General features: G+C 66.9%; 22 protein-coding genes. 13 read left to right on the plus strand and 9 right to left on the minus strand.

Annotated elements, in window-relative coordinates:
- The first annotated feature begins 6 nt into the window (after positions 1 to 6).
- The 3 genes from BM002_RS09375 (at position 7) to BM002_RS09385 (ending at position 3573) form a co-directional block, all read left to right on the plus strand.
- On the plus strand, positions 7 to 519 hold the full coding sequence (locus tag BM002_RS09375; RefSeq protein WP_092779783.1) for a GAF domain-containing protein: 513 nt from the start codon (positions 7 to 9) through the stop codon (positions 517 to 519).
- 214 nt (positions 520 to 733) lie between these two features.
- Positions 734 to 2368 carry a GMC family oxidoreductase gene (locus BM002_RS09380; protein WP_245749188.1) on the plus strand — a complete coding sequence of 545 codons (1635 nt, stop codon included), beginning with the start codon at positions 734 to 736 and terminating at the stop codon, positions 2366 to 2368.
- Positions 2365 to 3573, plus strand: a complete 1209-nt coding sequence (locus tag BM002_RS09385; RefSeq protein WP_092779787.1) for a mandelate racemase/muconate lactonizing enzyme family protein — start codon at positions 2365 to 2367, stop codon at positions 3571 to 3573. The genes BM002_RS09380 and BM002_RS09385 overlap by 4 nt, the downstream gene beginning before the upstream one ends.
- A gap of 12 nt (positions 3574 to 3585) precedes the next feature.
- Here BM002_RS09385 and BM002_RS09390 read toward each other — a convergent pair whose 3' ends face one another.
- A complete protein-coding gene (locus BM002_RS09390; protein WP_092779789.1) occupies positions 3586 to 4698 on the minus strand; it encodes an S-(hydroxymethyl)glutathione dehydrogenase/class III alcohol dehydrogenase in 1113 nt (370 codons plus the stop codon).
- An 89-nt stretch (positions 4699 to 4787) separates the two neighbouring features.
- Between BM002_RS09390 and BM002_RS09395 the strand changes: the two genes are divergently transcribed.
- The 3 genes from BM002_RS09395 (at position 4788) to BM002_RS09405 (ending at position 7704) form a co-directional block, all read left to right on the plus strand.
- Positions 4788 to 5546: an IclR family transcriptional regulator gene (locus BM002_RS09395; RefSeq protein WP_092779791.1), complete on the plus strand. Its 759-nt coding sequence runs from the start codon at positions 4788 to 4790 to the stop codon at positions 5544 to 5546.
- 85 nt (positions 5547 to 5631) lie between these two features.
- A complete protein-coding gene (locus tag BM002_RS09400; protein ID WP_092779793.1) occupies positions 5632 to 7032 on the plus strand; it encodes a selenium-binding protein SBP56-related protein in 1401 nt (466 codons plus the stop codon).
- Positions 7033 to 7704, plus strand: a complete 672-nt coding sequence (locus tag BM002_RS09405) for a hypothetical protein (protein WP_092779795.1) — start codon at positions 7033 to 7035, stop codon at positions 7702 to 7704.
- 17 nt (positions 7705 to 7721) lie between these two features.
- Here BM002_RS09405 and BM002_RS09410 read toward each other — a convergent pair whose 3' ends face one another.
- Positions 7722 to 8474 carry a glutaredoxin family protein gene (locus tag BM002_RS09410; protein WP_092780559.1) on the minus strand — a complete coding sequence of 251 codons (753 nt, stop codon included), beginning with the start codon at positions 8472 to 8474 and terminating at the stop codon, positions 7722 to 7724.
- A gap of 93 nt (positions 8475 to 8567) precedes the next feature.
- Here BM002_RS09410 and cueR point away from each other — a divergent pair, with 93 nt between their 5' ends.
- On the plus strand, positions 8568 to 8951 hold the full coding sequence (gene cueR / locus BM002_RS09415) for a Cu(I)-responsive transcriptional regulator (protein ID WP_092779797.1): 384 nt from the start codon (positions 8568 to 8570) through the stop codon (positions 8949 to 8951).
- Positions 8952 to 9020: 69 nt separating this feature from the next.
- On the opposite strand, the gene BM002_RS09420 is transcribed toward cueR, so the two are convergent.
- A complete protein-coding gene (locus tag BM002_RS09420) occupies positions 9021 to 10019 on the minus strand; it encodes a taurine ABC transporter substrate-binding protein (protein ID WP_092779799.1) in 999 nt (332 codons plus the stop codon).
- A gap of 279 nt (positions 10020 to 10298) precedes the next feature.
- Here BM002_RS09420 and otnC point away from each other — a divergent pair, with 279 nt between their 5' ends.
- Positions 10299 to 10949 (plus strand): 3-oxo-tetronate 4-phosphate decarboxylase, encoded by a 651-nt coding sequence (otnC, locus tag BM002_RS09425; protein ID WP_092779801.1) that lies wholly within the window; start codon positions 10299 to 10301, stop codon positions 10947 to 10949.
- A 2-nt stretch (positions 10950 to 10951) separates the two neighbouring features.
- Here otnC and BM002_RS09430 read toward each other — a convergent pair whose 3' ends face one another.
- The gene (locus BM002_RS09430) at positions 10952 to 11851 is read right to left on the minus strand and encodes a LysR substrate-binding domain-containing protein (RefSeq protein WP_092779803.1); all 900 of its coding nucleotides are present in this window, start codon (positions 11849 to 11851) and stop codon (positions 10952 to 10954) included.
- 116 nt (positions 11852 to 11967) lie between these two features.
- On the opposite strand from BM002_RS09430, the gene katG reads away from it, so the two are divergent.
- The gene (gene katG, locus BM002_RS09435) at positions 11968 to 14172 is read left to right on the plus strand and encodes a catalase/peroxidase HPI (protein ID WP_092779805.1); all 2205 of its coding nucleotides are present in this window, start codon (positions 11968 to 11970) and stop codon (positions 14170 to 14172) included.
- 103 nt (positions 14173 to 14275) lie between these two features.
- Positions 14276 to 15313, plus strand: coding sequence for a tRNA 2-selenouridine(34) synthase MnmH (gene mnmH / locus BM002_RS09440; RefSeq protein WP_092779807.1), 1038 nt, complete (start codon positions 14276 to 14278; stop codon positions 15311 to 15313).
- Here the strand turns inward: mnmH and selD are convergent.
- Positions 15310 to 17475, minus strand: a complete 2166-nt coding sequence (gene selD, locus BM002_RS09445; RefSeq protein WP_092779809.1) for a selenide, water dikinase SelD — start codon at positions 17473 to 17475, stop codon at positions 15310 to 15312. The genes mnmH and selD overlap by 4 nt on opposite strands.
- A gap of 79 nt (positions 17476 to 17554) precedes the next feature.
- Positions 17555 to 18502 (minus strand): ribokinase, encoded by a 948-nt coding sequence (gene rbsK / locus BM002_RS09450; RefSeq protein WP_245749189.1) that lies wholly within the window; start codon positions 18500 to 18502, stop codon positions 17555 to 17557.
- 119 nt (positions 18503 to 18621) lie between these two features.
- Here rbsK and BM002_RS09455 point away from each other — a divergent pair, with 119 nt between their 5' ends.
- Positions 18622 to 18999 carry a c-type cytochrome gene (locus BM002_RS09455; protein WP_092779811.1) on the plus strand — a complete coding sequence of 126 codons (378 nt, stop codon included), beginning with the start codon at positions 18622 to 18624 and terminating at the stop codon, positions 18997 to 18999.
- Here the strand turns inward: BM002_RS09455 and BM002_RS09460 are convergent.
- Together BM002_RS09460 and BM002_RS09465 are read right to left on the minus strand one after the other, a co-directional pair.
- Positions 18996 to 19634 carry an SGNH/GDSL hydrolase family protein gene (locus tag BM002_RS09460; RefSeq protein WP_092779813.1) on the minus strand — a complete coding sequence of 213 codons (639 nt, stop codon included), beginning with the start codon at positions 19632 to 19634 and terminating at the stop codon, positions 18996 to 18998. The genes BM002_RS09455 and BM002_RS09460 overlap by 4 nt on opposite strands.
- A 27-nt stretch (positions 19635 to 19661) precedes the next feature.
- A complete protein-coding gene (locus BM002_RS09465) occupies positions 19662 to 20513 on the minus strand; it encodes a LysR family transcriptional regulator (protein WP_092779815.1) in 852 nt (283 codons plus the stop codon).
- Between the two features lie 106 nt (positions 20514 to 20619).
- Between BM002_RS09465 and BM002_RS09470 the strand changes: the two genes are divergently transcribed.
- Positions 20620 to 21921, plus strand: coding sequence for a serine hydroxymethyltransferase (locus BM002_RS09470; protein WP_092779817.1), 1302 nt, complete (start codon positions 20620 to 20622; stop codon positions 21919 to 21921).
- Between the two features lie 13 nt (positions 21922 to 21934).
- Positions 21935 to 22954: an aldo/keto reductase gene (locus BM002_RS09475; RefSeq protein ID WP_092779819.1), complete on the plus strand. Its 1020-nt coding sequence runs from the start codon at positions 21935 to 21937 to the stop codon at positions 22952 to 22954.
- 5 nt (positions 22955 to 22959) lie between these two features.
- Here BM002_RS09475 and glpD read toward each other — a convergent pair whose 3' ends face one another.
- On the minus strand, positions 22960 to 24519 hold the full coding sequence (gene glpD / locus BM002_RS09480; protein ID WP_092779821.1) for a glycerol-3-phosphate dehydrogenase: 1560 nt from the start codon (positions 24517 to 24519) through the stop codon (positions 22960 to 22962).
- Positions 24520 to 24539 lie beyond the last annotated feature (20 nt).

Raw genomic sequence — 24539 nt, forward strand, 5'->3', positions numbered from 1 at the left:
GTCCCGATGCCCGAGATTGACCCCGATGCAGGTCACGCCGCAAAGGCACAGTTCGCCGAAGACCTGGCCGCCGCCAAAACGCCGGAAGGCAGCTTCGCCGCCTTGTTCCGTCTGAGCGATACCTTGTGCCCGGTTCGTCTCTGGACGGTCATGACGGTCGATCTGGACAAGGGCGTCGCGCAACGGGCCTTTTCCAACAGGGCCGATGTGTACCACGTGTCCGGCACCAAACCGATCGTGCGCAATGCCTGGTTCGACACGATATGCGGTCAAAGGCAGACCTTCGTGGCAAATACGCTGGACGAAATCGCGGCGGTTTTTCCCGATTTCGAGCTGATCGCTTCGCTTGGGTGTGGCTCGGTGATGAACCTACCCGTTTTCGAGGACGAGACGCTGCTGGCCACGGTAAATCTGCTGGATGTCGAGGGCCATTTCACGCCCTCGCGCATCCGCATGGTCCATGATGTCCTTGCAACCCCGGCCCTGTCCGCGATGCAGGCGGCGCGCAAGATGAGCTGACCTGCGCAGACGTTCGGAGACGTCCCGGTGGCAATTGCCAGGACGAGTCCGGGCGGACCCGGCGAAATCGGGCACCGGTCTTTCAGCGGCGCCAATGCCTTGGGGTCAATTGGCGTGGGACGCGGCGGCGCGTCTTCGGAAAATCCATCGTTTGCATTGGCAATTCCACTATGCGACCTCTTCCAGCGATCGGGCGCGGGCGGGATGCGGGTCATTGGAAGGTTTTGATTTCATCATTGTCGGGGCCGGCTCGGCGGGCTGTGTGCTGGCGGACAAGCTGTCGGCCTGCGGTCGCTTCACGGTCCTTTTGATCGAGGCCGGGGGCAGCGATCAGCGCTTCTGGATCAAGGTGCCCTTGGGCTACGGCATGACGTTCGACGATCCACGGGTGAACTGGTGCTACACCGCGCGCGCCGACCCGGGTCTGGATCACCGCAGCGCCTTCTGGCCACGGGGCCGTGTCATCGGCGGGTCCAGCTCCATCAATGCGATGGTCTACCTGCAAGGCCTGCCCGACGACTTCGACGATTGGGACCGCGCCGGGGCGACCGGCTGGAACTGGGCCGCCGTCCGCGAGACCTATGCGCAGTTGGAAACCCACGATGAACCCGACGGCACCGGGGGGCGTCGGCTTCGCGGAACCGGGGCCGTGCATGTCAGCGACCTGCACCACCGGATGCATCCCTTCTCGCGCCATTTCCTGGCAGCGGCCCGGGAAAGCGGATGGCAGACGCCCGACCATTTGAACGGCGACGCGCGCGAGGGGATCATCCCGCTGCGCGCGACGGTCCGGAACGCCCGACGCTGGTCTGCCGCCGATGCGTTCCTGCGGCCCGCGCGCGGACGTCCCAACCTGCGCGTCATCTCGGAGGCCTTGGTCGAGCGGATCATCCTGCGTGACGGCGTGGCGACGGGCGTCGACTACCGCAGGGGCGAAAGCCGAGTCTCGGTCACGGCCCGGCGCGAGGTGATCCTCAGCGCCGGGGCCATCAATTCGCCGCAGCTTCTGCAATTGTCGGGGGTCGGCCCCGCCGCCCTGCTCCAGAGCCTCGGGATCGAAGTGCGCCGCAACTTGGCGCAGGTCGGTCAGGGGCTTCAGGATCACCTCGGCATCTCCTGCCAGTTCGACGCGACCGAGGCGACGCTGAACAATCGCCTGGGGCGGTGGCCCGGCAAGATCGTGGCTGCCCTCGAATACCTGGCGGCGCGGCGCGGGCCGCTCTCCATCCCTGTCAATCAGATCGGCGGGTTCGTCCGGTCTGGGCGATCGGAACGGCCCGACCTGCAGATCTATTGCAACCCGATGTCCTATTGCGTGGGTCGCGAGGGTAAGACGGACGCCGCGCCGACGCCGGGTTTTCTGATCTGCGCACAACCCTGCCGCCCGACCAGCCGTGGCGAAGTGGTCATCACATCGGCCGACCCGCGCGCCGCCCCGGACATCCGGCCCAATTCGCTGGCCACCGAGGAAGACCGCGCCATGGCGATTGCGGCAGGCCGGACCGTCCGGACTCTGGCCGCGACCCCGGCGATCCGGGCGGTGACGCAAGCGGTGCCCGACCCGGACGCGATGACCGACGACGCGCTGCTGGCGGATTTCCGGGCGCGGGCCGGATCGGTCTATCACGCCAGCTGCACCTGCCGCATGGGCCATGACGCGCGGGATTCAGTGCTGGATGCGCGGTTGCGGGTGCACGGTGTCGCGGGGCTGCGGGTGATCGACGCCTCGTCCTTCCCGAACGTGACCTCTGGCAACACGAATGCGCCCGTGATGATGCTGGCGGCCCGAGGGGCGGAGATGATCCTGCAGGACGCAAGACAACCCATCGAACAAGGCGGTGCACGATGAAACTTCAAAGCATTGAAACCTTCGTCGTGGAAAACCCGCCGCCGCGCCATGGTGGGCGCTATTTCATCTTCCTGCGCCTGACGACCGCCTGCGGCATCACCGGCGTCGGCGAAATCTACAACGCGACCTTCGGCCCGCACCTCTGTGCCGCGATGGCCGAGGAGGTGTTCGCGCGGCAATTCGAAGGCCGCAACCCGCACCGCATCGAACGCATGTGGCGGGAAACCTACGGCGCGGGCTTCACCCTGCGCCCCGATGTGACCGTCATGGGTGTGCTCAGCGGGCTGGAAATGGCCTGTTGGGACATCATCGGCAAGGCCGCGAACCAGCCGGTCTATGAGTTGCTCGGCGGCAAGGTGCATGACCGTCTGCGCAGCTATACCTACCTCTACCCTGCCGAGGGCGACGTCTATCCCGACCCCGATCAGCCCAATGTCTACAACGACCCCGACATCGCCGCCGAGGCCGCCGCCGAAGCCGTCGAACGGGGCTTCACCGCGGTCAAATTCGACCCCGCCGGGCCCTACACCGTTCTGGGCGGGCACCAGCCGCGGATGGCCGACCTCGACCGGTCCGAGGCGTTCTGCCGCCAGATCCGCGCGGCGGTCGGCGACAAGGCCGATCTTCTGTTCGGCACTCACGGCCAGTTCACCGTGTCCGGAGCCAAGCGTATGGCACGGCGGCTCGAAGCCTATGATCCACTCTGGTTCGAGGAACCGATCCCACCCGAGAACCCCGCCGACATGGCCGAGGTCGCGCGCTATACCTCCATCCCCGTGGCCGCCGGGGAACGGCTTTGCACCAAGACCGAATTCGCCCGGCTGCTGGAGGCAGGGGGTGCGTCGATCCTGCAAATGAACCTGGGCCGTGTCGGCGGTCTGCTCGAGGCCAAGAAGATCGCCGCCATGGCCGAAACCCGGCAGGCGCAGATCGCCCCGCACCTCTATTGCGGCCCCGTCGTGGCGGCGGCGAACATCCAAATCGCCACCTGCAGCCCCAATTTCCTGATCCTTGAATCCATCGGCCGCTTCGACGGCCCGCTCATGCAGTTCCTGACGACGCCGATCACCTGGAACGAGGGCTATATCCTGCCCCCGACCGCCCCGGGCCTGGGCGTGGAGCTGAACGACGCCGCCATCGCCGCGCACCCCTATTCGGGCACGGACCTGCACCTTTCCATGACGACCGAGGCCGTGACGCCCTAGGACGCCCCTGCGTCAGAACACGACGACGGCGCGGATGGATTTGCCTTCGTGCATCAGGTCGAAGCCGTGGTTGATTTCGTCCAGCGACAGCTTGTGGGTGATCATCGGGTCGATCTCGATCTTGCCGTCCATGTACCAGTCGACAATCCGGGGCACGTCCGTGCGCCCGCGCGCGCCGCCAAAGGCCGTGCCGCGCCAGCTGCGCCCGGTGACGAGCTGGAAGGGCCTGGTCGAGATTTCGGCACCGGCAGGGGCCACCCCGATGATGATGCTTTCGCCCCATCCCTTGTGTGCGGACTCAAGCGCCGTGCGCATCACCTGCACGTTCCCCGTGGCGTCGAAAGTGTAATCCGCGCCGCCGCCCGTCAGGCCGACCAGATGGGCGACCAGATCGCCGTCGACCTTGGACGGGTTCACGAAGTCGGTCATGCCGAAGCGCGTCGCCATCTCGACCTTGCCCTCATTCAGGTCGACGCCGACGATCTGATCCGCGCCCGCCAGCCGCAGGCCCTGGATCACGTTGAGGCCGATGCCGCCCAGACCGAAGACGATGGCCCTGGATCCGATCTCGACCTTGGCGGTGTTGATGACCGCGCCGATGCCCGTGGTCACGCCGCAGCCGATGTAGCAGATAGTGTCGAAGGGCGCGTCCTTGCGGACCTTGGCCAACGCGATTTCGGGCACGACGGTGTGGTTCGCGAAGGTCGAGCAGCCCATGTAGTGGTGGATCGGCGTCCCGTCGAGCATCGAGAACCGGGTCGACCCGTCGGGCAGCAGGCCCGCGCCCTGGGTGCTGCGGATCTTCTGGCAGAGGTTCGTCTTGGGGTTCAGGCAGTATTCGCATTCCCGGCATTCGGGCGTGTAGAGCGGGATCACGTGGTCGCCGACGGCCAGCGACGTGACGCCCTCGCCCACCTCGATCACGACGCCAGCGCCCTCGTGCCCCAGAATCGCGGGGAAGATGCCTTCGGGGTCATCGCCCGAGCGCGTGAACTCATCCGTGTGGCACAGGCCCGTGGCCTTGATCTCCACCAGAACCTCGCCGGCGCGGGGGCCTTCGAGGTTAACTTCCATGATTTCCAGTGGCTTGCCTGCGGCAACGGCAACGGCGGCTTTGGTACGCATCGGACCTCCCCTTCAGAATTGTCTTGCCTCGCGGCGGTTTTGTTCATCTTCTGAGACATAGTCTCGACTTACGAGGGCTACGCGTCAATATGCACCTTGATCGCATGATCGGTCTTCTGGAAATCGTCGCCGTTGCCGGGCGGCCTGTCTCGGTGGCCGAAATTCAGAAGGCATCGGGCTTGCCGCGCCCGACGTGCTATCGCCTGATTCAGCAATTGGCCGATCAGCAGATGCTGGACCGGCCCCATGACGATGGCCGCTATGTGATCGGTGACCGGGTGATCCGCATCGCCCTTCTGGGAAAGTCGGATGTGGATGTCCGGCGCTGCGCGGCCCCGTTGCTTCGGTCGGCGGCAAACAAGTTCAACGAGACGATGTTTCTGGCGCGCCTGCGCGATGGCAAGGTCGAGATCATCCACGTGGAAACCCCCGATGACCCGGCCCGCGCCTTCATCCATCCGGGCCTGGGCGAGCGGCCCATGCATGCCTGTTCGTGCTCCAAGGCCATCGCGGCCTTCGCCGAGCCCGCGTTCCAGGATGCCCTGCTGGCCGGACGGCTGACGCAATATACCGGGCACACCAAGACCTCGCCCGAAGCGTTGCGGGCGGAATTCGCCCAGATCGTCCGGCGCGGTTTCGCCGATTGCGACCAGGAGATCGACCTGGGCATCGCCAGCGTCGCCGCTCCGGTCATGGTCGGCAACATCGGCGCGACATTCAGCGTCGGAGCCGTGGGGCCGATCCGGCGCTTCGGGCACGAGGACCGGGCCGAGATCGGCGAGAAGCTGATCGGACTCGCCCGCAAGATCAGCGGTGCGATCCAGCTGTGCAACGTGGCGGAGATCTGACCGCGGCAAGGGCAGGACGGCCCGGAGGAGGGGCCCAAAGGCAACGGACCCGAAACGGGCCACCATCATCAACCGGGAGGACGACATGAACCTGAGACCAGATCCGACATTTCACGCTTCACCCAAACTTGCCATGCAGGCGCCGGTGGAAAACTATGCCTTCACCGTGATGCTGAGCCCCGACGGCTCGCAATCGGACGGCATCGCGGTGATCGACCTGAAATCCGACTCCAAGACCTATGGGCAGATCGTCCATCAGGTGATCGTGCCGAATACGGGCGACGAATTCCATCACTTCGGCTGGAACGCCTGTTCGTCGTCGCTGTCACCGCTGTCGGGTCATGCGTTCCTGGAACGGCGCTACCTGATCGTGCCGGGCATCCGGTCGTCGCGCATCTATGTCATCGACGTCAAGGAACCGCTGAAGGCGCATATCCACAAGACCATCGAGCCCGAAGAGCTGTTCGCCAAGACCGGCTATTCGCGCCCCCACACCATCCATTGCGGACCCGAGGGCATCTATGTGTCCTGTCTCGGTGGCGGCGGCAAGGACGGCACCGACGGCCCGCCGGGCATCTTCATCATGGATTGCGAGACCTTCGAGATCATCGGTCGCTACGAGATGGACCGCGGCAAGCAGGACAAGCATTACGACTTCTGGTGGAATCTGCCGCAGGACTACATGGTCAGCTCCGAATGGGGCCTGCCGCCGCAGTTCGAGAACGGGATCGTGCCCGAGGACCTTCTGTCCAACAAATACGGCCATTCCATCCACTTCTGGGACCTGCGCGCACGCAAGAACGTCCAGACGATCGACTTCGGCGAGAATTACCAGATGGCGCTGGAAATCCGCCCGGCCCACGATCCGACCAAATCCTACGGCTTTTGCGGGGTGGTGGTGGACACCACGAACCTGCAAGGTGCAATCTTCACCTGGTGGCGCGGCGAAGACGGCACGTGGCAGGCCAAGAAGACCATCACCATCGACCCGCGTCCCGAAGACCCCGCCAACCTGCCCCCGCTGCTGCAGGGGTTCGGCGCGGTGCCACCCCTGGTCACGGACATCGACCTGAGCCTCGATGACAAATACCTCTATGTGGCCTGTTGGGGTCTGGGCGAGATGCACCAATACGACGTCAGCGACCCGATGAACCCGGTTCTGGCGGGCAAGGTCGAATTGGGCGGCATCGCGCGCGGCACCAAGCACCCGAACGGCAAGGGTTTTGCCTATGGTCCCCAGATGGTCGAGATCAGCCGCGACGGAAAGCGCGTCTATTGGACCAACTCGCTCTATTCGACCTGGGACGATCAGTTCTACCCCGATGACGAGGGCGGACAGATGGTCATGGCCGATGTGGGCGAGAACGGCGGCCTGACCCTCAACAAGGACTTCTACATCGACTTCCCCAAGGGCCTTCGGTCACACCAGATCCGGCTCGAGGGCGGGGACTGCTCGACCGACAGCTTCTGCTATCCGTCGGTCTAGATGCTCGAGGACATGACGTCGGTGACGGCCCTTTGGGGGGCCGTCATCCTTTCGGGCATCTATCACGGCATCAATCCCGGGATGGGATGGCCCCTGGCCGTGTCGGCCGCGCTGATGGAGCGGCGGCACAAGGCCCTGCCCCGGGCGCTCGCGATGCTGGCGGCGGGACATTTCGTGGCCATGATCGCGATCCTGCTGCCGTTCTCGCTGATGATCTTCCTCGTCCGCTGGTCGGTCGAGATCCGGATCGGCGCGGGCCTTCTGGTTATCGCCATGGGCATCTATCTGCTGATCAACCGGCGGCACCCAAAGATCCTGGCGCGGGTACATCCCGCCCGGCTCGCGCTGTGGTCGTTCCTGGCGGCGATGGCGCATGGCGCGGGGCTGATGCTGGTCCCGATCTTTCTGGGGATCTGTGCCGTGCCCCCCGAGGATGCCGGCCATGTGGCGGCAGGCACGCTGATGTCCGGGAACGTGGGCACCGCCTTTGCCGTCGCCGCGGCCCATACCCTTGCGATGACGCTGTCGGGCGGGCTGATCGCGGCGGCGGTCCATGCCTGGTTGGGCCTGAAATTCATCTCGAAGACCTGGCTCAACCTCGATCTGGTCTGGGCGATCAGCCTGATCGCCGTCGGGGCCTTCGGCGTGTTTTCAGCCTATTCCGGACACTGACGAACCGCCCCAGTCGATCACATGACCTTCACGAGCATCCAGACGGCCATGCCGATCATCATGATGTTTTCCGTCAGGGACACGAAGCCGAGCGGCACCTTGCTGTCCCCGCCGACACAGGCGCACTTCAACTCCCGCTTGTCGATATAGACGGCCTTGAAGATGCTGACCGCGCCGATGCTGGCGACGAACAGGGCGGCGGGGGCGGAAATCCACGTCAGGACACCGGCCATCATCAAAAGGCCGGCCCCGGTCTCGACGAAGGGATAGACATAGCCGTAGCGCACCCACTTCTGCGCCAGCAGATCGTAGTTGAGGAACATCGTCGCGAACCGCTCCACATCCTGAAGCTTCTGCAAGCCAAGCAGAACCATGGAAATCGAGATGCACAGCTCGATCGTCCGCCCGGCCAGAACGGTCCCGAGCGTCAACCAGGTGACACAGACCGCCATCAGGGCCGCCACGGAAAACAGCGCGATGACCGGACGATAGGTCGTGCCGTCCTTGGCGACCGGCTCCTTGCCGAAAAACGCGCTCAGGTCGTCGAACCCGCCCACGCGGTCACCGTCGATGAAGGTCTGCGGTGTCGTCTTGACCCCTTGTTCGACCTTGAAGGCGTCGACCTCCGCCCGGCTCGTCAGGTGGCGGTCGTCGACGACATAGCCCTTGCGTTCAAGCAGGTCCTTCGACTTCAGGCCATAGGGACACATGTGATCCGTCATCACCATGCGATAAAGCGTGGCCGTCTTCGTCGTCGTGTCCTTGGGCATGGTATCGCTCCGCGTCTGATCGGCCCCGGGCCGCTTGATCCGTGTTCGACCCGGATATAGACCCTCCAGCAACTGGAAGGTCAAGGGGACCACATGAACATCTCCGAAGCAGCCAAAGCGGCGGGTCTGCCGGTCAAGACGGTCCGCTATTATGCCGACATCGGGCTGGTGTCGCCGACGTCGCGATCCGACGCGGGCTATCGCACCTATGACGCCACGGCCTTGCGCAAACTGGTGTTCGTGCGCCGGGCCAGGGCCTTCGGCTTCGGCATCGACGCCTGCCGCGAATTGCTCGATCTCTATCAGGATCACGGACGCAGCAGCGCGGAGGTCAAGCAGATCGCCTCCCGGCGCCTCGATGAAATCACGCTCAAACAGCGAGAGCTTCAGGCGCTGCACGACACGCTGTCGCATCTGGTGCAGAGTTGTCGGGGCGATGACCGGCCCGACTGTCCGATCATCGACTATCTGGGCTAGCGCCCAGGTCGTCGCGCAGCAAAAAGCCCGGCGAGGCGAGGCTCGCCGGGCGTCTTCATTTGCTTTGGTTCACTGCGCGACGGCGGACAGCGGCCCGGCGTTCACGGTGTCCTCATAGCTGTCGAGGGCCGACTCGATCGACCCGGCCGTCACGAAGACATCGGCCACGCCCTTCATGAAGGTCGCCGCGTTTCCGCCCAGCCATTTCTCGGACAGCTGCTCTTCGACGCTCGGGAACTTCATTGTCGAGATGGCGTCCCGCGCCGCCTCGAGCTCCATACCGGATTCCTTGGCGATGGTGGCCATCATCTCTTCGGTGGGGTTGGTCTTCCAGGCTTCGTTGGCTTCCGCCGTCACCGCGAGGAAGGCCGAAACCATCTCGCCGTTGTTCGCGATGAAATCGGCCGGGGCCGAGGTTACGTCGAACACCAGGATGCCAAGCTCTTCCTTTTCCGCGCCGGTCAGCAGGACGTTGCCGTGCTCCTTCATCCGGGCCAGACCGCCCCCGAAACCGCAGGCGAAATCCACGGCACCCTGGCTGAGCGCGGCCGCACCCTCGGCGGGGGCCATGTCGACGATTTCGAGCGTGTCGAGCGGCACACCGAAATGGTCCATCTGGCGCAGGAACCCGTAATGCGCAGCGGTGCCGAGTGGCACGGCGACCTTCTTGCCGGCCAGTTCGCTTGCGGTCGAAGCGTCGATCTCGAGGTTGGTGCCGACCACGCAGTTGTCGTTGTCGGAATAGCTGACTGCCACATCCACAGCCTGGATATCCTGTCCGCCCGAGGTCGCGACCACGAAGGGCGGCACACCCTGGCTGACGGCGATCTGGACGTCGCCCGACGCCATCGCGGCGCTCATCGCGGTGCCGGTGTCGAAGGCGACCCAGTTCACCTTGACACCGAGCGCTTCGTCATAGGCGCCCGACTCTTTGGCGACCATGAACGGCATCGGCCATTCGAGGAAATAGGCGACGGTGATTTCGCCGTGGCCATCGGCCATGGCCGTGGTTCCGGCCAGTGCGGCAGCAACGCCGAGCAGGGCGGCGGATGCGGTTTTCTTGAACATTTCGATCTCCCGTTGGTGACGATCAACAAGCGTGACAGTCTGGTTCCCTGTTTCGGAACCTTCTTTTGGCACCTTCGATGGTAGGAGCCGATCTGGAATGGCGTCAAACACTTTTCCTGAGTCCAGATGGCCGCCTGCGCGCCTGCTGGAACCGGCCGGATCGCCCCCCGGACCAGCCGGACTTCGCGGTGTGGCAGAGGGTGCGCCGCACCGACCGCGAAGACCGATGACCGGTCGAACGCTCTTGTTCCTGCGGCGATTTCCGGCAACCTTCCCGCCATGAGCACCGAAAGCAACCTGCGCGACCAGATCTGCCTTCTGGCGAAGTCCCTCTTCGACCGGGGCCTGACCCATGGCAGCACCGGCAACATCTCCGCCCGGACGGATGACGGCGGCCTCCTCGTCTCGCCCACGGGGACGAGTTTCGGACGCCTCGACCCGGCCCGGCTCAGCCGCTTCGACGCAAACGGCACCCACGTCGCGGGTGACAGTCCGACCAAAGAGATGCCGCTCCACAGCGCCTTCTACGACACCCGCAGAAGCGCCGGGGCCGTGGTCCATCTGCACAGCTGTCATTCGGTGGCCTGGTCGATGATGCCCGACGCGGATGCCGACGACTTCCTGCCGCCGCTGACGCCTTATGGCCTGATGAAACTGGGTCGGGTCAAACTGTTGCCCTTCTTCCTGCCGGGTGACCCAGCCATGGGAGAGGCAGTGCGCGGACTTGCGGGCAAGCGCAGCGCCGTGATGCTGGCCAACCACGGTCCTGTCGTGGCGGGCAAGGACGTGGAGGCCGCCTGCAACGCCATCGAAGAGTTGGAGGATACCGCGCGCCTGGCCATGATGATGCGCGGCATCAACGCGCGCGCCCTGACCGACGATCAGGTGCAGGCCGTCGTCACCCGTTTTGACGTGGAATGGGACGACTGACCTCAGCCTGACTGCGCAGGCGCACAGGCCCGCACCATCTCCGACAGACCCGCCAAGCGGTCGCCCATCGGATTGCTGCGCCGCCAGATCATCCCGATGGTCCGGGTCGGTTTGGGGTCGCGAAACCGCGACACCGAAACGGCCGCCGACGGGGCTTCGACGGCAATCGCCATTTCCGGGATCAGCGTCACGCCGATGCCCGCACCCACCATCTGCACGAGGGTGGTCAGGGAACTGCCATCGAGCCCGTCGTGGGACATCGCACTCGGCGCCTTGCAGAACGACAGCGCCTGATCGCGGAAGCAATGCCCCTCCTCCAGCAGCAGCAGTCGCATCCGGCGCAGGGTCTCGCCGTCGGGCACGGGTTGATCGGCGTCCGCTTCGGGGCGGACCAGAACGAACTCCTCTTCGAACAAGGCAACCTCGGCAAAGGCGGGCTCCGACACCGGAAGGGCCACGATGGCCGCGTCGATCCGCCCCTCGCCCAATTCGCGCAGCAGGCGCGGCGTCAGCGTTTCGCGCAGATGCAGGTCAAGCTCCGGCGCCTCCTGCGTCAGCCGCTTGATGAGCGCGGGCAGCAGATAGGGCGCGACCGTCGGAATGATCCCGAGGCGCAGCCGCCCGAGACCCGGTCCGGTCGCCGCCCGGGCCATGTCCCCCAATTCCTCCACCCCAGTCAGGACTTCGCGAACCCGCTGGATCAACGTCTCGCCCAAGGGCGTCAGACGCACCTGGCGCGCACCGCGTTCCACGAGCTTGCCGCCCAGGGTCTCTTCCAGCTCCCGAATCTGGACCGACAGGGCCGGTTGCGAGATGGCACAGACTTCGGCGGCACGTCCGAAATGACCATGGCGGGCCAACGCGTCGAAATAGCGCAATTGTCTCAGGGTGATGGCGTTCATAATCTCAGATTATCGATATGATGAAAAAATGCAACTCAAACTAATGGGATGGCTCTGTTAAACGCAGGCCAGAAAGCGGAGCGCCCTGCCCCGATTCCAATAAGCGGAGAGATGAGATGGACGGAAACGATCTGGGAAATATCGCCAAGTGCCCGGTGATGCATGCCACCAACAAGGTCCGGTCCAACCGGGACTGGTGGCCCAATCAGCTCAACATCAAGATCCTTCACCAGAACGGTGAGCGGTCCGATCCGCTCGGGCGGGGCTTCGACTATGGCAAGGCGTTCAAGTCGCTCGACATGGATGCGGTCGTGGCCGACCTCACCGCGCTTATGACCGACAGCCAGGATTGGTGGCCCGCCGACTATGGCCACTATGGCCCGTTCTTCATCCGCATGGCCTGGCACTCGGCCGGAACCTATCGCACCGCCGACGGGCGCGGCGGCTCGCGGTCGGGGACGCAGCGCTTCGCGCCGCTCAACTCCTGGCCCGACAACGGCAACCTCGACAAGGCCCGCCGCCTGCTGTGGCCGGTCAAGCAGAAGTACGGCAACAAGCTGTCCTGGGCCGACCTGATGATCCTGGCGGGCAACGTCGCGTTGGAGACGATGGGCTTCAAGACCTTCGGCTTCGCCGGGGGCCGCGCCGACATCTGGGAGCCGGAGGAGGACATCTACTGGGGCGAAGAGACCGAGTGGCTGGCCGTGTCCGGTGGCCCCGGCACCCGCTATACCGGCGACCGCGTTCTGGAGAACCCGCTGGCCGCCGTGCAGATGGGCCTGATCTACGTGAACCCCGAAGGCCCCGACGGAAACCCCGATCCCAAGGCTTCGGGCCGCGACATCCGCGAGACCTTCGCCCGCATGGCGATGAACGACGAGGAGACGGTGGCTCTGGTCGCCGGCGGTCACACCTTCGGCAAGGCCCATGGCGCGGGCGATGCGGCCCATGTCGGCGTGGAACCGGAAGGTGCGGGCATGGCCGCCCAGGGCTTCGGCTGGACCTCGACCCACAAGTCGGGCAAGGGCGTCGACGCGATTACCAGCGGCATCGAGGGTCCCTGGACCCCCACGCCGACCACCTGGGACATGTCGTACTTCGACGCGCTCTTCGGCTATGAGTGGGAGCTGACGAAAAGCCCCGCCGGTGCGAACCAGTGGAAACCCAAGGTCATTGACGACGGCTCGCAGGCACCGCAGGTCGATGGCAACGGGTATGTGCCGATCATGATGACCACCGCCGACATGGCGATGCGCATGGACCCGGCCTACGAGAAGATCTCCCGCGATTTCCACGCGAACCCAGACAAGTTCGCCGATGCCTTCGCCCGCGCCTGGTTCAAGCTGACGCATCGCGACATGGGACCGTCGAGCACCTACCTCGGCCCGCTCGTCCCGACCGAAGAGATGATCTGGCAGGACCCGGTTCCCGCCGTGGATCACCCGCTGGTCGATGCCTCCGACGTCGCGGCGCTCAAGGACAAGGTGCTGGCCTCGGGTCTGTCGATTGCCGATCTGGTGACGACGGCCTGGGCCTCGGCCTCCACGTTCCGCGGCTCGGACAATCGCGGCGGCGCCAACGGCGCGCGCATCCGCCTGGCCCCGATGAAGGATTGGGAGGCGAACCAGCCCACGGAGCTGGCCCGCGTCCTGTCCGTTCTGGAGGGCATCAAGGCCGACTTCGACGCCGGTGCCGCTGGCAAGAAGATCTCGCTCGCCGACCTGATCGTTCTGGCCGGGTCCGCCGGGGTCGAGGCCGCGGCCAAGGCTGCCGGTCACAGTGTTACGGTGCCCTTCACGCCCGGTCGCACCGACGCCACGCAGGACCAGACGGACGTCGAGTCGGTCAACGTGCTGGAGCCACAGGCCGACGGCTTCCGCAACTTCCAAAAGAAGGAGTTCCGGGTCTCCGCCGAGGAACTGCTGGTCGACCGCGCGCAGCTTCTCGGCCTCTCGGCACCCGAGATGACCGCATTGGTCGGCGGCCTGCGGGTTCTGGGGGCCAACCACGACGGCTCCAGTGAGGGTGTCTTCACCGACCGTCCCGGTCAGCTGACGAACGACTTCTTCGTCAACCTGCTCGACATGGGCACCGTCTGGCGCGCCACCAACGACAGCGAGACCCGCTTCGAGGGCACCGACCGCGCAACCGGCGACGTCAAGTGGACGGGCACGCGCGTCGATCTGGTCTTCGGCTCCAACTCGCAATTGCGGGCCCTGGCCGAGGTCTTCGCCGCCGACGATGCGGATGAGACCTTCATCCCCAGCTTCGTCGCCGCCTGGACCAAGGTGATGGAGGCCGACCGGTTCGACCTGCACTGAACCGTCGGATTTCGAACACAGCGCGGCGTCCCGGATCGGGGCGCCGCCTTGCGTTGCGGGGTGTCGCATTGACCTTGGCGTGGCATCCGGTCCATCTCGGCCAATGCGCCTGACCCTGACCGACTTCGCCCAGATTTCCGCCCTGCCCTGCGACGACATCATCGATGTGCGCGCGCCTGCGGAATTTGCCGAAGACCACATTCCCGGCGCGATTAACCTGCCCGTCCTGTCGGACGACGAACGGGCCAGGGTCGGCACCATCTATGTCCAGCAGGACCGCTTCCTTGCGCGCAAGATCGGCGCGGCATTGGTGGCGCGCAACGCGGCCAACCACATCGACGGCCCGCTGGCCGACCGATCCGGGGGCTGGCGTCCGCTGGTCTATTGCTGGCGCGGGGGGCAGCGGTCCGGCTCTTTCGCGTCGATCCTGGAACAGATCGGCTGGCGCGTGGCCCTGCTCGACGGCGGCTACAAAAGCTATCGGCGGCTGGTCGTGCAGATGCTTTACGATCACCCCCTGTCCATCCGCCCGGTCCTGATCGACGGCGGCACCGGCACCGGCAAGACGCAGCTTTTGCGCCACCTCGTTGCCGCCGGGGCGCAGGTCATCGACCTCGAGGGGCTGGCCAATCATCGCGGCTCGAACTTTGGCGGCAGGCCACAGGGGCAACCCTCCCAGAAGATGTTCGAAGGCCGGTTGGCGGGTGAACTGACCCGGCTCGACCCGACCCGTCCCGTCTTCCTTGAGGCGGAGAGCAATGCGATTGGCGAGGTCCTTCTACCGCCAAGCCTCTGGAAGGCCATGGCCGGGGCCGAGGTGATCGACATCTCTGCCCCCCTTGCCGCCCGGGCGCGTCATCTGCTGACGGCCTATCCCGACCTCGTGGACGACGCGGACCTGCTGGCCGAACGGATCGACAGCCTGCGCCACTACCATGCGCGCGACCAGATCACGGGCTGGCACGATCAGGCGGCTTCAGGCGACTATCAGTCGCTGGCCGAAGGGTTGATCGCGGCGCATTACGACCCGCGCTATCGCCGCGCCGACCGGGGAAACTGCCGGATCGGGACCGTCACGCTCGACGATCTGGGCGAGGATGATCTGGCCCGGGCGGCAGAGCAGATCCTGAGCCTGGTCTAGCGACAGAGGATCCGGACAGGTCCGTCGGTGATCGTCCCGATCCGGACCGCGGGCACCCCGGCGTCGGCCAACCGCTCCATCGTATCGCGCAAGGCGATTTCGGGCACGGTGGCCAGCAGGCCGCCCGCCGTCTGCGGATCGTGCAGAAGGGCAAGGCGCGGTCCCGTCCCGCCCTCGACCGGGGCCGCCGCCGCATTGGCGGCATGGAGCGTGGAGCGGATTCCCGACGCCGCCAGATCCTCGGCCCCCGAATAAAGCGGCACATCGGCCAGCACGATCTCGGCCCCGACACCGGACGCGCGACAGATGTTCGACAGATGCCCGGCCAGACCGAAGCCCGTCACATCGGTCATGGCCCCCACCCCGGCCCGCGCCAGAATGGCCGACGCACTGTCCTGCGGCACCGCCATCGCGGCAAGAAGGGCCAGCACATCCGCCCCCCGCGCCCGCAAGGCCATGTCGGCGGCCAGAATGGTGCCAGTGCCGATCGGTTTGGTCAGGATCATCGCGTCGCCGGGCCGCGCGCCGGTCAATCCGATGGGCTCGCCCTCGCACAGGCCCGTCAGGGAAAACCCGAGCGAGATTTCCGCCCCCATCAGGGAATGCCCGCCCACAAGGTCGGCCCCCGCCGCCGACAGAACCTCCGACGCGGCGGTCATCACCTCGTCCAGCAGGCGGGCCTGCATCGGCTCGGACGCGCGCGGCAGGATCACCGTGGCCAGCGCCGCCTGTGGCCGGGCGCCCATGGCCCAGATGTCGCCCAGGGCGTGGATCGCCGCGATCCGGGCAAAGGTCGCGGGGTCCGCCGTGAAAGCGCGCAGATGGTCGGTGGTAAAGACCTGCCGCCCGGCCCCGCGGGCCAGCACGGCCGCATCGTCCCCGGGCCGTGACAGCACGTCGTCGCGCATCGGCGGCGGCAGGTTGGCCAGAACAGAGGCCAGCGCGGGCCCCGACACCTTTGAGCCGCAGCCCGCGCACATCATCTTGCCCCCCGTCTCGCCCACGCCCGTCGCCGCATCGGCGGGCGGCGCGCCGGTGGTCATCGCAGGCAGGTCATTGAGCCGGTCCATGAAGGTCCGGTCGATGTGGTCCTTCCAGCGCCAGACCCAGGGGCCCGATACGACGGCCCCGAACTTCTCGCCCAGGGCCCGCTTGCCACCCAATGAGATGAGCTTGAGGTAGCTGCCCTGCGGATCGAACCGCCGCAGGCTCCGGCTCGACAGGGCGGCCCGCAGGTTGTCGTGCAGCACCGGGGCCGCGCGCACCGCGAAGACGCCGGCCTTGGGACGCGGCGCATGGACCATATGCGCGCAGTCGCCGGTGGCAAAGAGGGTCGGGTGACCTTCGACCTGAAGGGTCGGGCCGACGCGGACAAAGCCGCCGTCAAGCGGCAGGCTGGTGTCGGCTAGCCAGTCATGGGGCCGCGCCCCCGCCGCCCCGATGGTGAAATCCGAGGCGACGGCCTCGCCACCCTCCAGCAGGATCTGCTCCGCCGCGACCCGGGCCACCGACACGCCGTCGCGCAGGGTGACGCCCTCGGCCTTCATCGCCGCCAGAAGACGCTGGCGCGCGCGCAGGCCCGTCCCCGCCAGGGCCTTGGCCGCTTCGATCACCGTGACCTCGGGCGTCCGTCCCCGCGCGCGAAGGGCATGGGCCGCCGCCATCGCCAATTCCACCCCCGCGACACCGCCGCCGATGACGGCGACCTGGCCGGACATGCCCGCATCGAGGAATGCCTGCCAGCGGGAGGCGAAGGCGCCCAGGGGTTTGGCGGGAATGCCATGTTCCGCAAAGCCGGGCAGGCGCGGCATCTCGGCGTTGATCCCCACGTCGAGCGAGGCTACGTCGTAAGGCACCTTGCCCCGCCCCGATACCGTCAGCACCTGCGCGCCCGCATCCACGTCGGTCACGAACCCGTCGATCAGCCGCGCGCCCGCGAACCGCGCCAGCCGGACCAGGTCGATATCCAGATCGTCGCGGCTGTAGTGCCCGGCGACATGCCCCGGCAGCATCCCCGAATAGGGCGCCGTCGGCCCGGGATTGATGACCGTCAAACGCACGCCGGCCTGTGGGGCCATCCCCCATTGCCGCAGGACCAGCGCATGGGTATGCCCGCCGCCCACCAGAACCAGATCGCGGGTCAGGGGATGATCGGGTGTCATGGGCGCTCCGGGTCTCGGGATTGGGTGCATCCCTCTTAGGGCGATGGCACCGAAAGGTGGAGTGACGATCCCGCGAGGCTCAGCGGGCCAGCAACGCCTCGACCTCGGCCCGCGTCGGCATGGAGGCGGCGGCCCCGGGGCGCGTCACCGACAGGGAGGCGACGGCACAGGCAAAGCGCGCCGCCGTGACCGGATCGGCCCCTTCGGCCAACGCCGCGGCAAACCCGCCGTTGAAGGCATCGCCCGCGCCTGTCGTCTCGACCACGGGTCCGGCAGACATGGCGGGGATGTGGATCGACTGTTCGGCGGAGTGAAAGAGCGACCCCTGCGCCCCGAGTGTCAGCAGCGCGGCCCGGCCCACGCCCTTTTCCAGAAGCGCATCCCCCGCCGCCCGCGCGCTGTCGATGTCGGTGACGGCCACGCCGCTCAGGGCCTCGGCCTCGGTCTCGTTTGGGGTGACATAGTCGCACAGCTCCAGCATCCCCTCGGGCAGGGTCGCCGCCGGCGCGGGGTTGAGCAGGGTGATCGCCCCGCCCGCCCGCGCGATCCGCAGGCCGGAAAGGGCGACGTCCATCGGTTGTTCCAGCTGCGTGACGAAGACGGCGGCCCCGGCGATCAGGTCAGCCTCGGCCTCTATATCCGCCGGGGTCAGCTTGCCCGCCGCACCGGGCGCCACGATGATGGCATTGTCGCCACTGGCGCTGTCCACATAGATGAAGGCGGCCCCCGTCGCATCCTCGCCCCGGATCACCGCGTCGGTCCCGACACCCGCATCGCGCCAGACCTGCATCGCCATGTCGCCGAAGGTGTCCCGCCCGATCCGCGAGATGAAGCGCACATCTGCCCCGGCCCGCCCCGCCGCCACCGCCTGGTTCGACCCCTTGCCGCCCGGCCCCAAGGCAAAGCCGTCTCCCAGAATGGTCTCGCCCATCCGGGGCATGCGCGTGGCGCGGAAGGTCGTATCCGCAACAAAGATCCCGAGGACGACGATATGGGGCATGGCGTGCATCCGCTCTGGAACGATCATCGGCAGCGTTGCGCCAATCGGCGGCGGGTGCAAGCCGGCGGGACGCATCGCTTGATGCAGATCAACGGGTGTGGCAACGCATGTGCTAACGTCAGATGACCGAACCCCGGAGAAACCCGATGCTGCGCGCCCTCCCCTTCCTGTGCCTTGCCCTTGCCGCGTGCCAGCCGGTCGACCCGGAGCCCCGCGTCGATGTCGAACGGGGGGCCGCGCTGTTCGAGCAGAATTGCGCCGCCTGTCACGGGGCCGACGCAAAGGGCCGCATCGGGCCTGATCTGACGACATTGGCCGCGCGCAATGGCGGCACCTTTCCGCAGACCCGGGTGATGGCGCAGATCGACGGGCTGGCCCGGCACGGCAAGGACGGTGCTGTGATGCCGGAATTCGGCGCGGGCGACCTGGGCCCGACGGTCGTGGTCGAGCACGAGGGGCTTGGCACCCCGGTTCCCGCCGACCTGCTGGCCCTGTCGGAATACCTGGCGTCGATCCAGGGCTAGGACGGCAGCAGCGGCCCCACGGCTTCGGCAATGGCAAGGCCCAGGGCCTGCTGCGCGCGCGCATCCATGTGAACCCCGTCGAGCCCGTCGACGGCGGCCACGCGCCCCGCATCGAAGAACGGCAGGCCAAGGCGCTCCGCCTCGTCCTTCAGGGCCGGGGCAATCGCACGGGATCGCGCGCGCCCGCCCTGGAACATCTCGGCCAGAACGCCCGCTTCCTCCACCGGGACGGGGGCGACCAGCATGACCTGCGGCGCGGCCCCGCCCGGCCCCGCATTCGAAGCCTGAACAACCTGCGCCAACTTGCCCACGGCGGCCGCGATATCCCACCCGCGCAGGCCGAACCGCGCCTTGCAGTCATTGGTTCCCAGCATGATCACCACCAGATCGAGCGGTCGGTGACTTTCAAGGATCGCGGGCAGGGCGCGCATCCCGTTCTTGTGCGCCCCGTCGATGGGATCGTCGTGCACCGTGGTGCGCCCGGGATGCCCCTCGATCAGGACCTCGACCCCAAGGGCCTGCCCCATCACATCGGGCCAGCGCGCCGACTTGGGATGGCGGTCGACGCCGCCAAGCCGGGCCAGCGGCATGGTGCCATGGCTGTTGCTGTCCCCGAAGACCAGTATCGTCGTCATGTCGTTCCCCCGTCGCCCTCGCGGACGCTAGCGACCTGCCGCGCGGCTGTCACCCTGCGCCGTGAGGCGGGCCGCGATCCAGCGGGCCACGCGCCGTGTCGCGACGCCGCCGTTGCAGGCGGCGACCACCGGCCCTTCGGCAATGGCGACCTGCGGGCCCCGGGTGACCAGCGTGCCCCGCGCAAGAAACCCCTCGATCAGCGACAGGCGCCCCATCAAGACACCGCGCCCGGCCAGCGCCTCCTCGACCGCGAGGGCATAGAGCGAATGGACCGGCCCGGCGCCTCGCCCCGGAAGGTCTGCGCCCGGTGCCCCGGCCCGCCAGCGCGCCCAATCGTCGGCCCAGGCACTGTCCGTCAGGCGGGGCAGGTCGCCCGCCTCGGGGGCCGCCACCGGCACCAGCATGTCGCGCCCGCCGCCGCCCATGAACAGTGTCAGGTCATGGGCGCTGCGTTTGGCGGTCGGGGCGACTTCGGCGGCAGTGATCGACAGGGTCAGACCCGGAATATCCCGCGCCAGATCTGCCAGACGGGGCCGTAGCCAGAGCTGCGCAAGGGCCGGAAGGCTGGCAATCGACAGCGACAGCGGCGAGGCTTCGTGGCGCAAGGCGGCCTGGGCCGCGTCCAGACTGTCGAAGGCCTGGGTCAACGTCGGCAGGACGCGCGCCCCGGCCTCGGTCAGGCGCACACCCCGCACCTCCCGGCGGAACAGGGTCAGGCCCAGCCGCTGCTCCAGACCCTTGACATGCGCGGTGATCGCTCCGGCGCTGACGCCCAGTTCGGTCGCCGCCGGGGCGAAGCCACCCAAACGCGCCGCCGCCTCGAAGGCGCGCAGGGCGGAGAGGGGCAGGTCGGGGGCACGCGGCGGTTTGACCGGCATTCAAAAGCCTCAGATTCTCTGACCCTCAGTTTCACCAACCCTGCGTTGACCGCAAGGCCACCTCCGCGCCAGATGCGTCGATCCCACTTTGCCCCGGAGCCTTCCTATGACCGACCTCGCCCCCCGCCCGTGGCTCCCCGCCCCGGTCCAGAGCCGCATCGACGCCATCCCCCTGCCCGCCGATCCCGCCACGCGGATCGAGGCACTGGCCCGGGCCGCGACCATCACGCATGACGTCACCGCCTTCAACCTGAACCCGGCGACCAACGTGATGAATCCCCGGGCCGAAGCGCTCTTGGCCTCGGGCATCGGGACGCGCCCATCGCTTGGCTATCCGGGCGAGAAATACGAGATGGGCCTGACCGAGATCGAGGAGATCGAGACCATCGCCGCGCGGCTGGCCTGCGATGTCTTCGACGCGACCCATGCGGAATTGCGCGTGCCGTCGGGGGCGATGGCGAACCTGATGGCCTTCATGGCGCTGGCCCGGCCCGGCGATGCAATCATCGCACCCCCGGCCAGCATCGGGGGCCACGTCACCCACCACGACGCGGGCTGCGCCGGGCTCTTCGGGCTGACCATCCACCCCGCCCCTGTCGATGCCGACGGCTATACCGTCGATGTGGCGGCGCTGGCCGATCTGGCGGCGCGCGTCCGGCCCCGGATCATCACGCTTGGCCAGTCGCTGAACCTCTTTGCCCATCCGGTGGCCGAGGTGCGGGCCATCGCCGATGCCGTCGGCGCGCATCTGATGTTCGACGCGGCCCATCTGTGCGGCATGATCGCGGGGCGCGTCTGGGACAACCCGCTGACCCAGGGCGCGCATCTGATGACGATGAGCACCTACAAATCGCTCGGCGGCCCGGCCGGCGGTCTCATCGTGACCCGGGATGCAGAGGTGGCCGAACGGCTCGAGGCCGTCGCCTTTCCGGGGCTCACCGCCAATTTCGACGCGGCAAAGACGGCGGCCCTGGGCGTGACCCTCCAGGATTGGCGCGTCTGTGGCCGCGACTATGCCCGCGCGATGGTGGACCTGTCGCAGGCATTGGCCCGGGCCGCAGTGAACGAAGGGCTGCCGGTCTTTGCCGCAGACCGGGGCGCGACCCACAGCCACCAGTTCGCGATCGAGGCGCGAAACTTCGGCGGCGGTCAGGCCATGGCCCGGCGGCTGGAGGTGGCGGGATTCCTGACCTGCGGCATCGGCCTGCCCCTGCCCGAGGTTGCGGGCGACATGAACGGGTTGCGTATCGGCACGCCGGAACTTGCTCGCCGGGGCGTGACGCCCGCCGATGCACCTGCCATCATGGCGCTGATCGCGCGGGCTTTGCGCGACGACCCGGCCAGTGTTGCCGCCGACACGGCGCGCCTGCGGGCGGGGTTCAAGGACCTGCTGTATACGGCACCCTGAAAGGACCGGCACCATGAAGACGCGGCATTGGGATCGTCTCGGAACCGGCGGTCTGACCCTGACGGAATTGGGGTTCGGCACCGCGCCCCTGGGCAACCTCTACCGCGCCATCACCGACGACGAGGCCCATGCCATCCTGGAGGCGGCCTGGGCGGGTGGTGTGCGGTATTTCGATACGGCCCCGCTCTATGGGTTCGGCCTGTCGGAGACGCGGCTGAACCGGTTCCTGCGGGGCAAGCCACGTGACGAATATGTCCTGTCGACCAAGATCGGTCGCCTGCTGACCCCCGCGACGGCGACCACCCGGGACGGCATCGGCAAGTGGTTCGACGTGCCCAACCGGCGCGAGGTCTATGACTTCAGCCATGACGGTGTCCTGCGGTCGGTCGAGGCCAGTCTGGAACGCCTGGGTGTGGACCGGGTCGACATGCTCTTTGCCCATGACATCGACGTGCCCAACCAAGGGAGCCGCGCCAATGTGAACGCAAAGGTCGATCAGTTGATGGCCGGGGGCTATCACGCGTTGGAGCGGATGCGCAGCGAAGGCGTCATCACGGCCTTCGGGGCGGGCGTGAACGAATGGGAAGTCTGCGAGCAACTTCTGGGGCGCGGCGATTTCGACATGTTCCTGCTGGCCGGGCGCTATACCTTACTCGAGCAGACGGCGCTGACGTCGTTCCTGCCGCTCTGCGAGGCACGCGGCGTGGGCATCATCAGCGGCGGGCCCTACAATTCGGGTATCCTGGCCACCGGGCCGGTCGAGGAGTCGTATTACAATTACGACCTTGCCCCTGCGCCCATTCGGGAAAAGGTGGCGCGGATCGAGGCGATCTGCACGGCCCATGACACGCGACTGGTCGATGCGGCCTTTGCCTTCCCGCTGCTGCACCCGGCCACGCTGTCGGTCATTCCGGGCGGTCAGGCGATGGCGGAGATGACGGGCAACCTGCGGGCCGCGGGCGCCGCGATCCCCGCCGAACTCTGGGCCGAATTGAAGGCAGAAGGGTTGATCCGGGCCGACGCGCCGACCTAAGGGGGTCAGGCGGCGGCCTGATGGCCCGCCATGAAATCGTCGAGCGCGGCCACCTGCGCCGTCGTCACTCGCAGGCCCAGTTTGGTGCGCCGCCACAGGATGTCTTGCGCCGTACGGGCCCATTCCTGCTCCATCAGCCAGATCACCTCTGCTTCGGTCAGGGTCGCGCCGAAATCGCGGCCCAGATCCTCGGCCGATGTCGCATCGCCCAGAACCAGATCCGCCTCGGTCCCGTAGGCCCGGACCAGCCGAAGCGCCCAATGGTCGGTCAGGAAGGGGTAGGCCGCCTTCAGCTTCACCACCTGCGCCTTCTGTCCATCGACCGGAAAATCGCCACCCGGCAGGGGCGCGTCATGGGTCCAGGGGCCGGATTTGGTGGGCAGATAGGTCTCGATCTTGTCCATCGCGTGACCGGCCAGCTTGCGGAATGTCGTGATCTTGCCACCGAAGATATTCAGAAGCGGCGCGCCCCCGTCGGCATCGACCTTGAGCACGTAATCCCGCGTCGCCGCCGTCGCCGATTTGGCCCCGTCGTCATAAAGCGGGCGCACGCCTGAATACGTCCAGACCACATCCTCGGGCGTCAGGTCGCGCTTGAAATAGCCGTTCGCGAAATCGAGCAGGTAATCCCGTTCCTCGGGCGTGCAGACCGGTTTCTGGTCGGGGTCGTGGTGTTCGGCATCGGTCGTGCCGATCAGGGTGAAGTCGTATTCATAGGGGATCGCAAAGATGATCCGCCCGTCGCTGCCCTGGAAGAAATAGCATTTGTCGTGATCGAAAAGCCGCTTCGTCACGATGTGCGAGCCGCGCACCAGCCGGACGCCCTCGCGGGCGTTGGAGCGCACGACCCCGCGAATGATCTCGCCCACCCAGGGGCCGCCGGCATTCACCAGCATCTTGGCGCGCACCTGCCCGCTGCGTTCCCCGTCCAGCGTGATCACCCACTCGTCGCCGTCCCGCTCCGCGCTGACGACGCGGGTGCGGGCCGAGACATCGGCGCCGCGATTGACCGCATCCCGCGCGTTCAGGATGACGAGGCGCGAATCCTCGACCCAACCGTCGGAGTATTCGAAGGCCTTGACGAACCGATCCTCCAGCGGTGCGCCCTCGGGCGTACCCACAAGGGAGATGGTGCGCGTGCCCGGCATGATCGTGGATTTCGCGAGGGTGTCGTAGGCCAGCAGACCCAATCGGATCAGCCAGTCGGGCCGCCGCCCCTTGAGCCAGGGCATGACCTTGCCCAAGAGGTTCGACGTGGGCGTGCCGCCCTCGAACCGCATGTCGGACGACAGCGGCAGGACGAAGCGCAAAGGCCAGCTGATGTGCGGCATGTTGCGGATCAGGACGTCGCGTTCGCGCAACGCCTCCCGCACGAGGCGCACTTCCCAATATTCGAGATAGCGCAAACCGCCGTGAAACAGCTTGGTCGAGGAGGAAGAGGTCGCCCCGCCGAAGTCGCCCATCTCGGCCAGTCCGACGGTCAAGCCCCGGCCCGCGGCATCGCGCGCGATGCCGCAGCCATTGATGCCGCCACCGATCACGAAGAGATCATAGGACTCGCGCATTGGCCCCCCAAACGAAAACT

It is taken from the genome of Jannaschia pohangensis, from assembly GCF_900113875.1.
Lineage (GTDB): Bacteria > Pseudomonadota > Alphaproteobacteria > Rhodobacterales > Rhodobacteraceae > Jannaschia > Jannaschia pohangensis.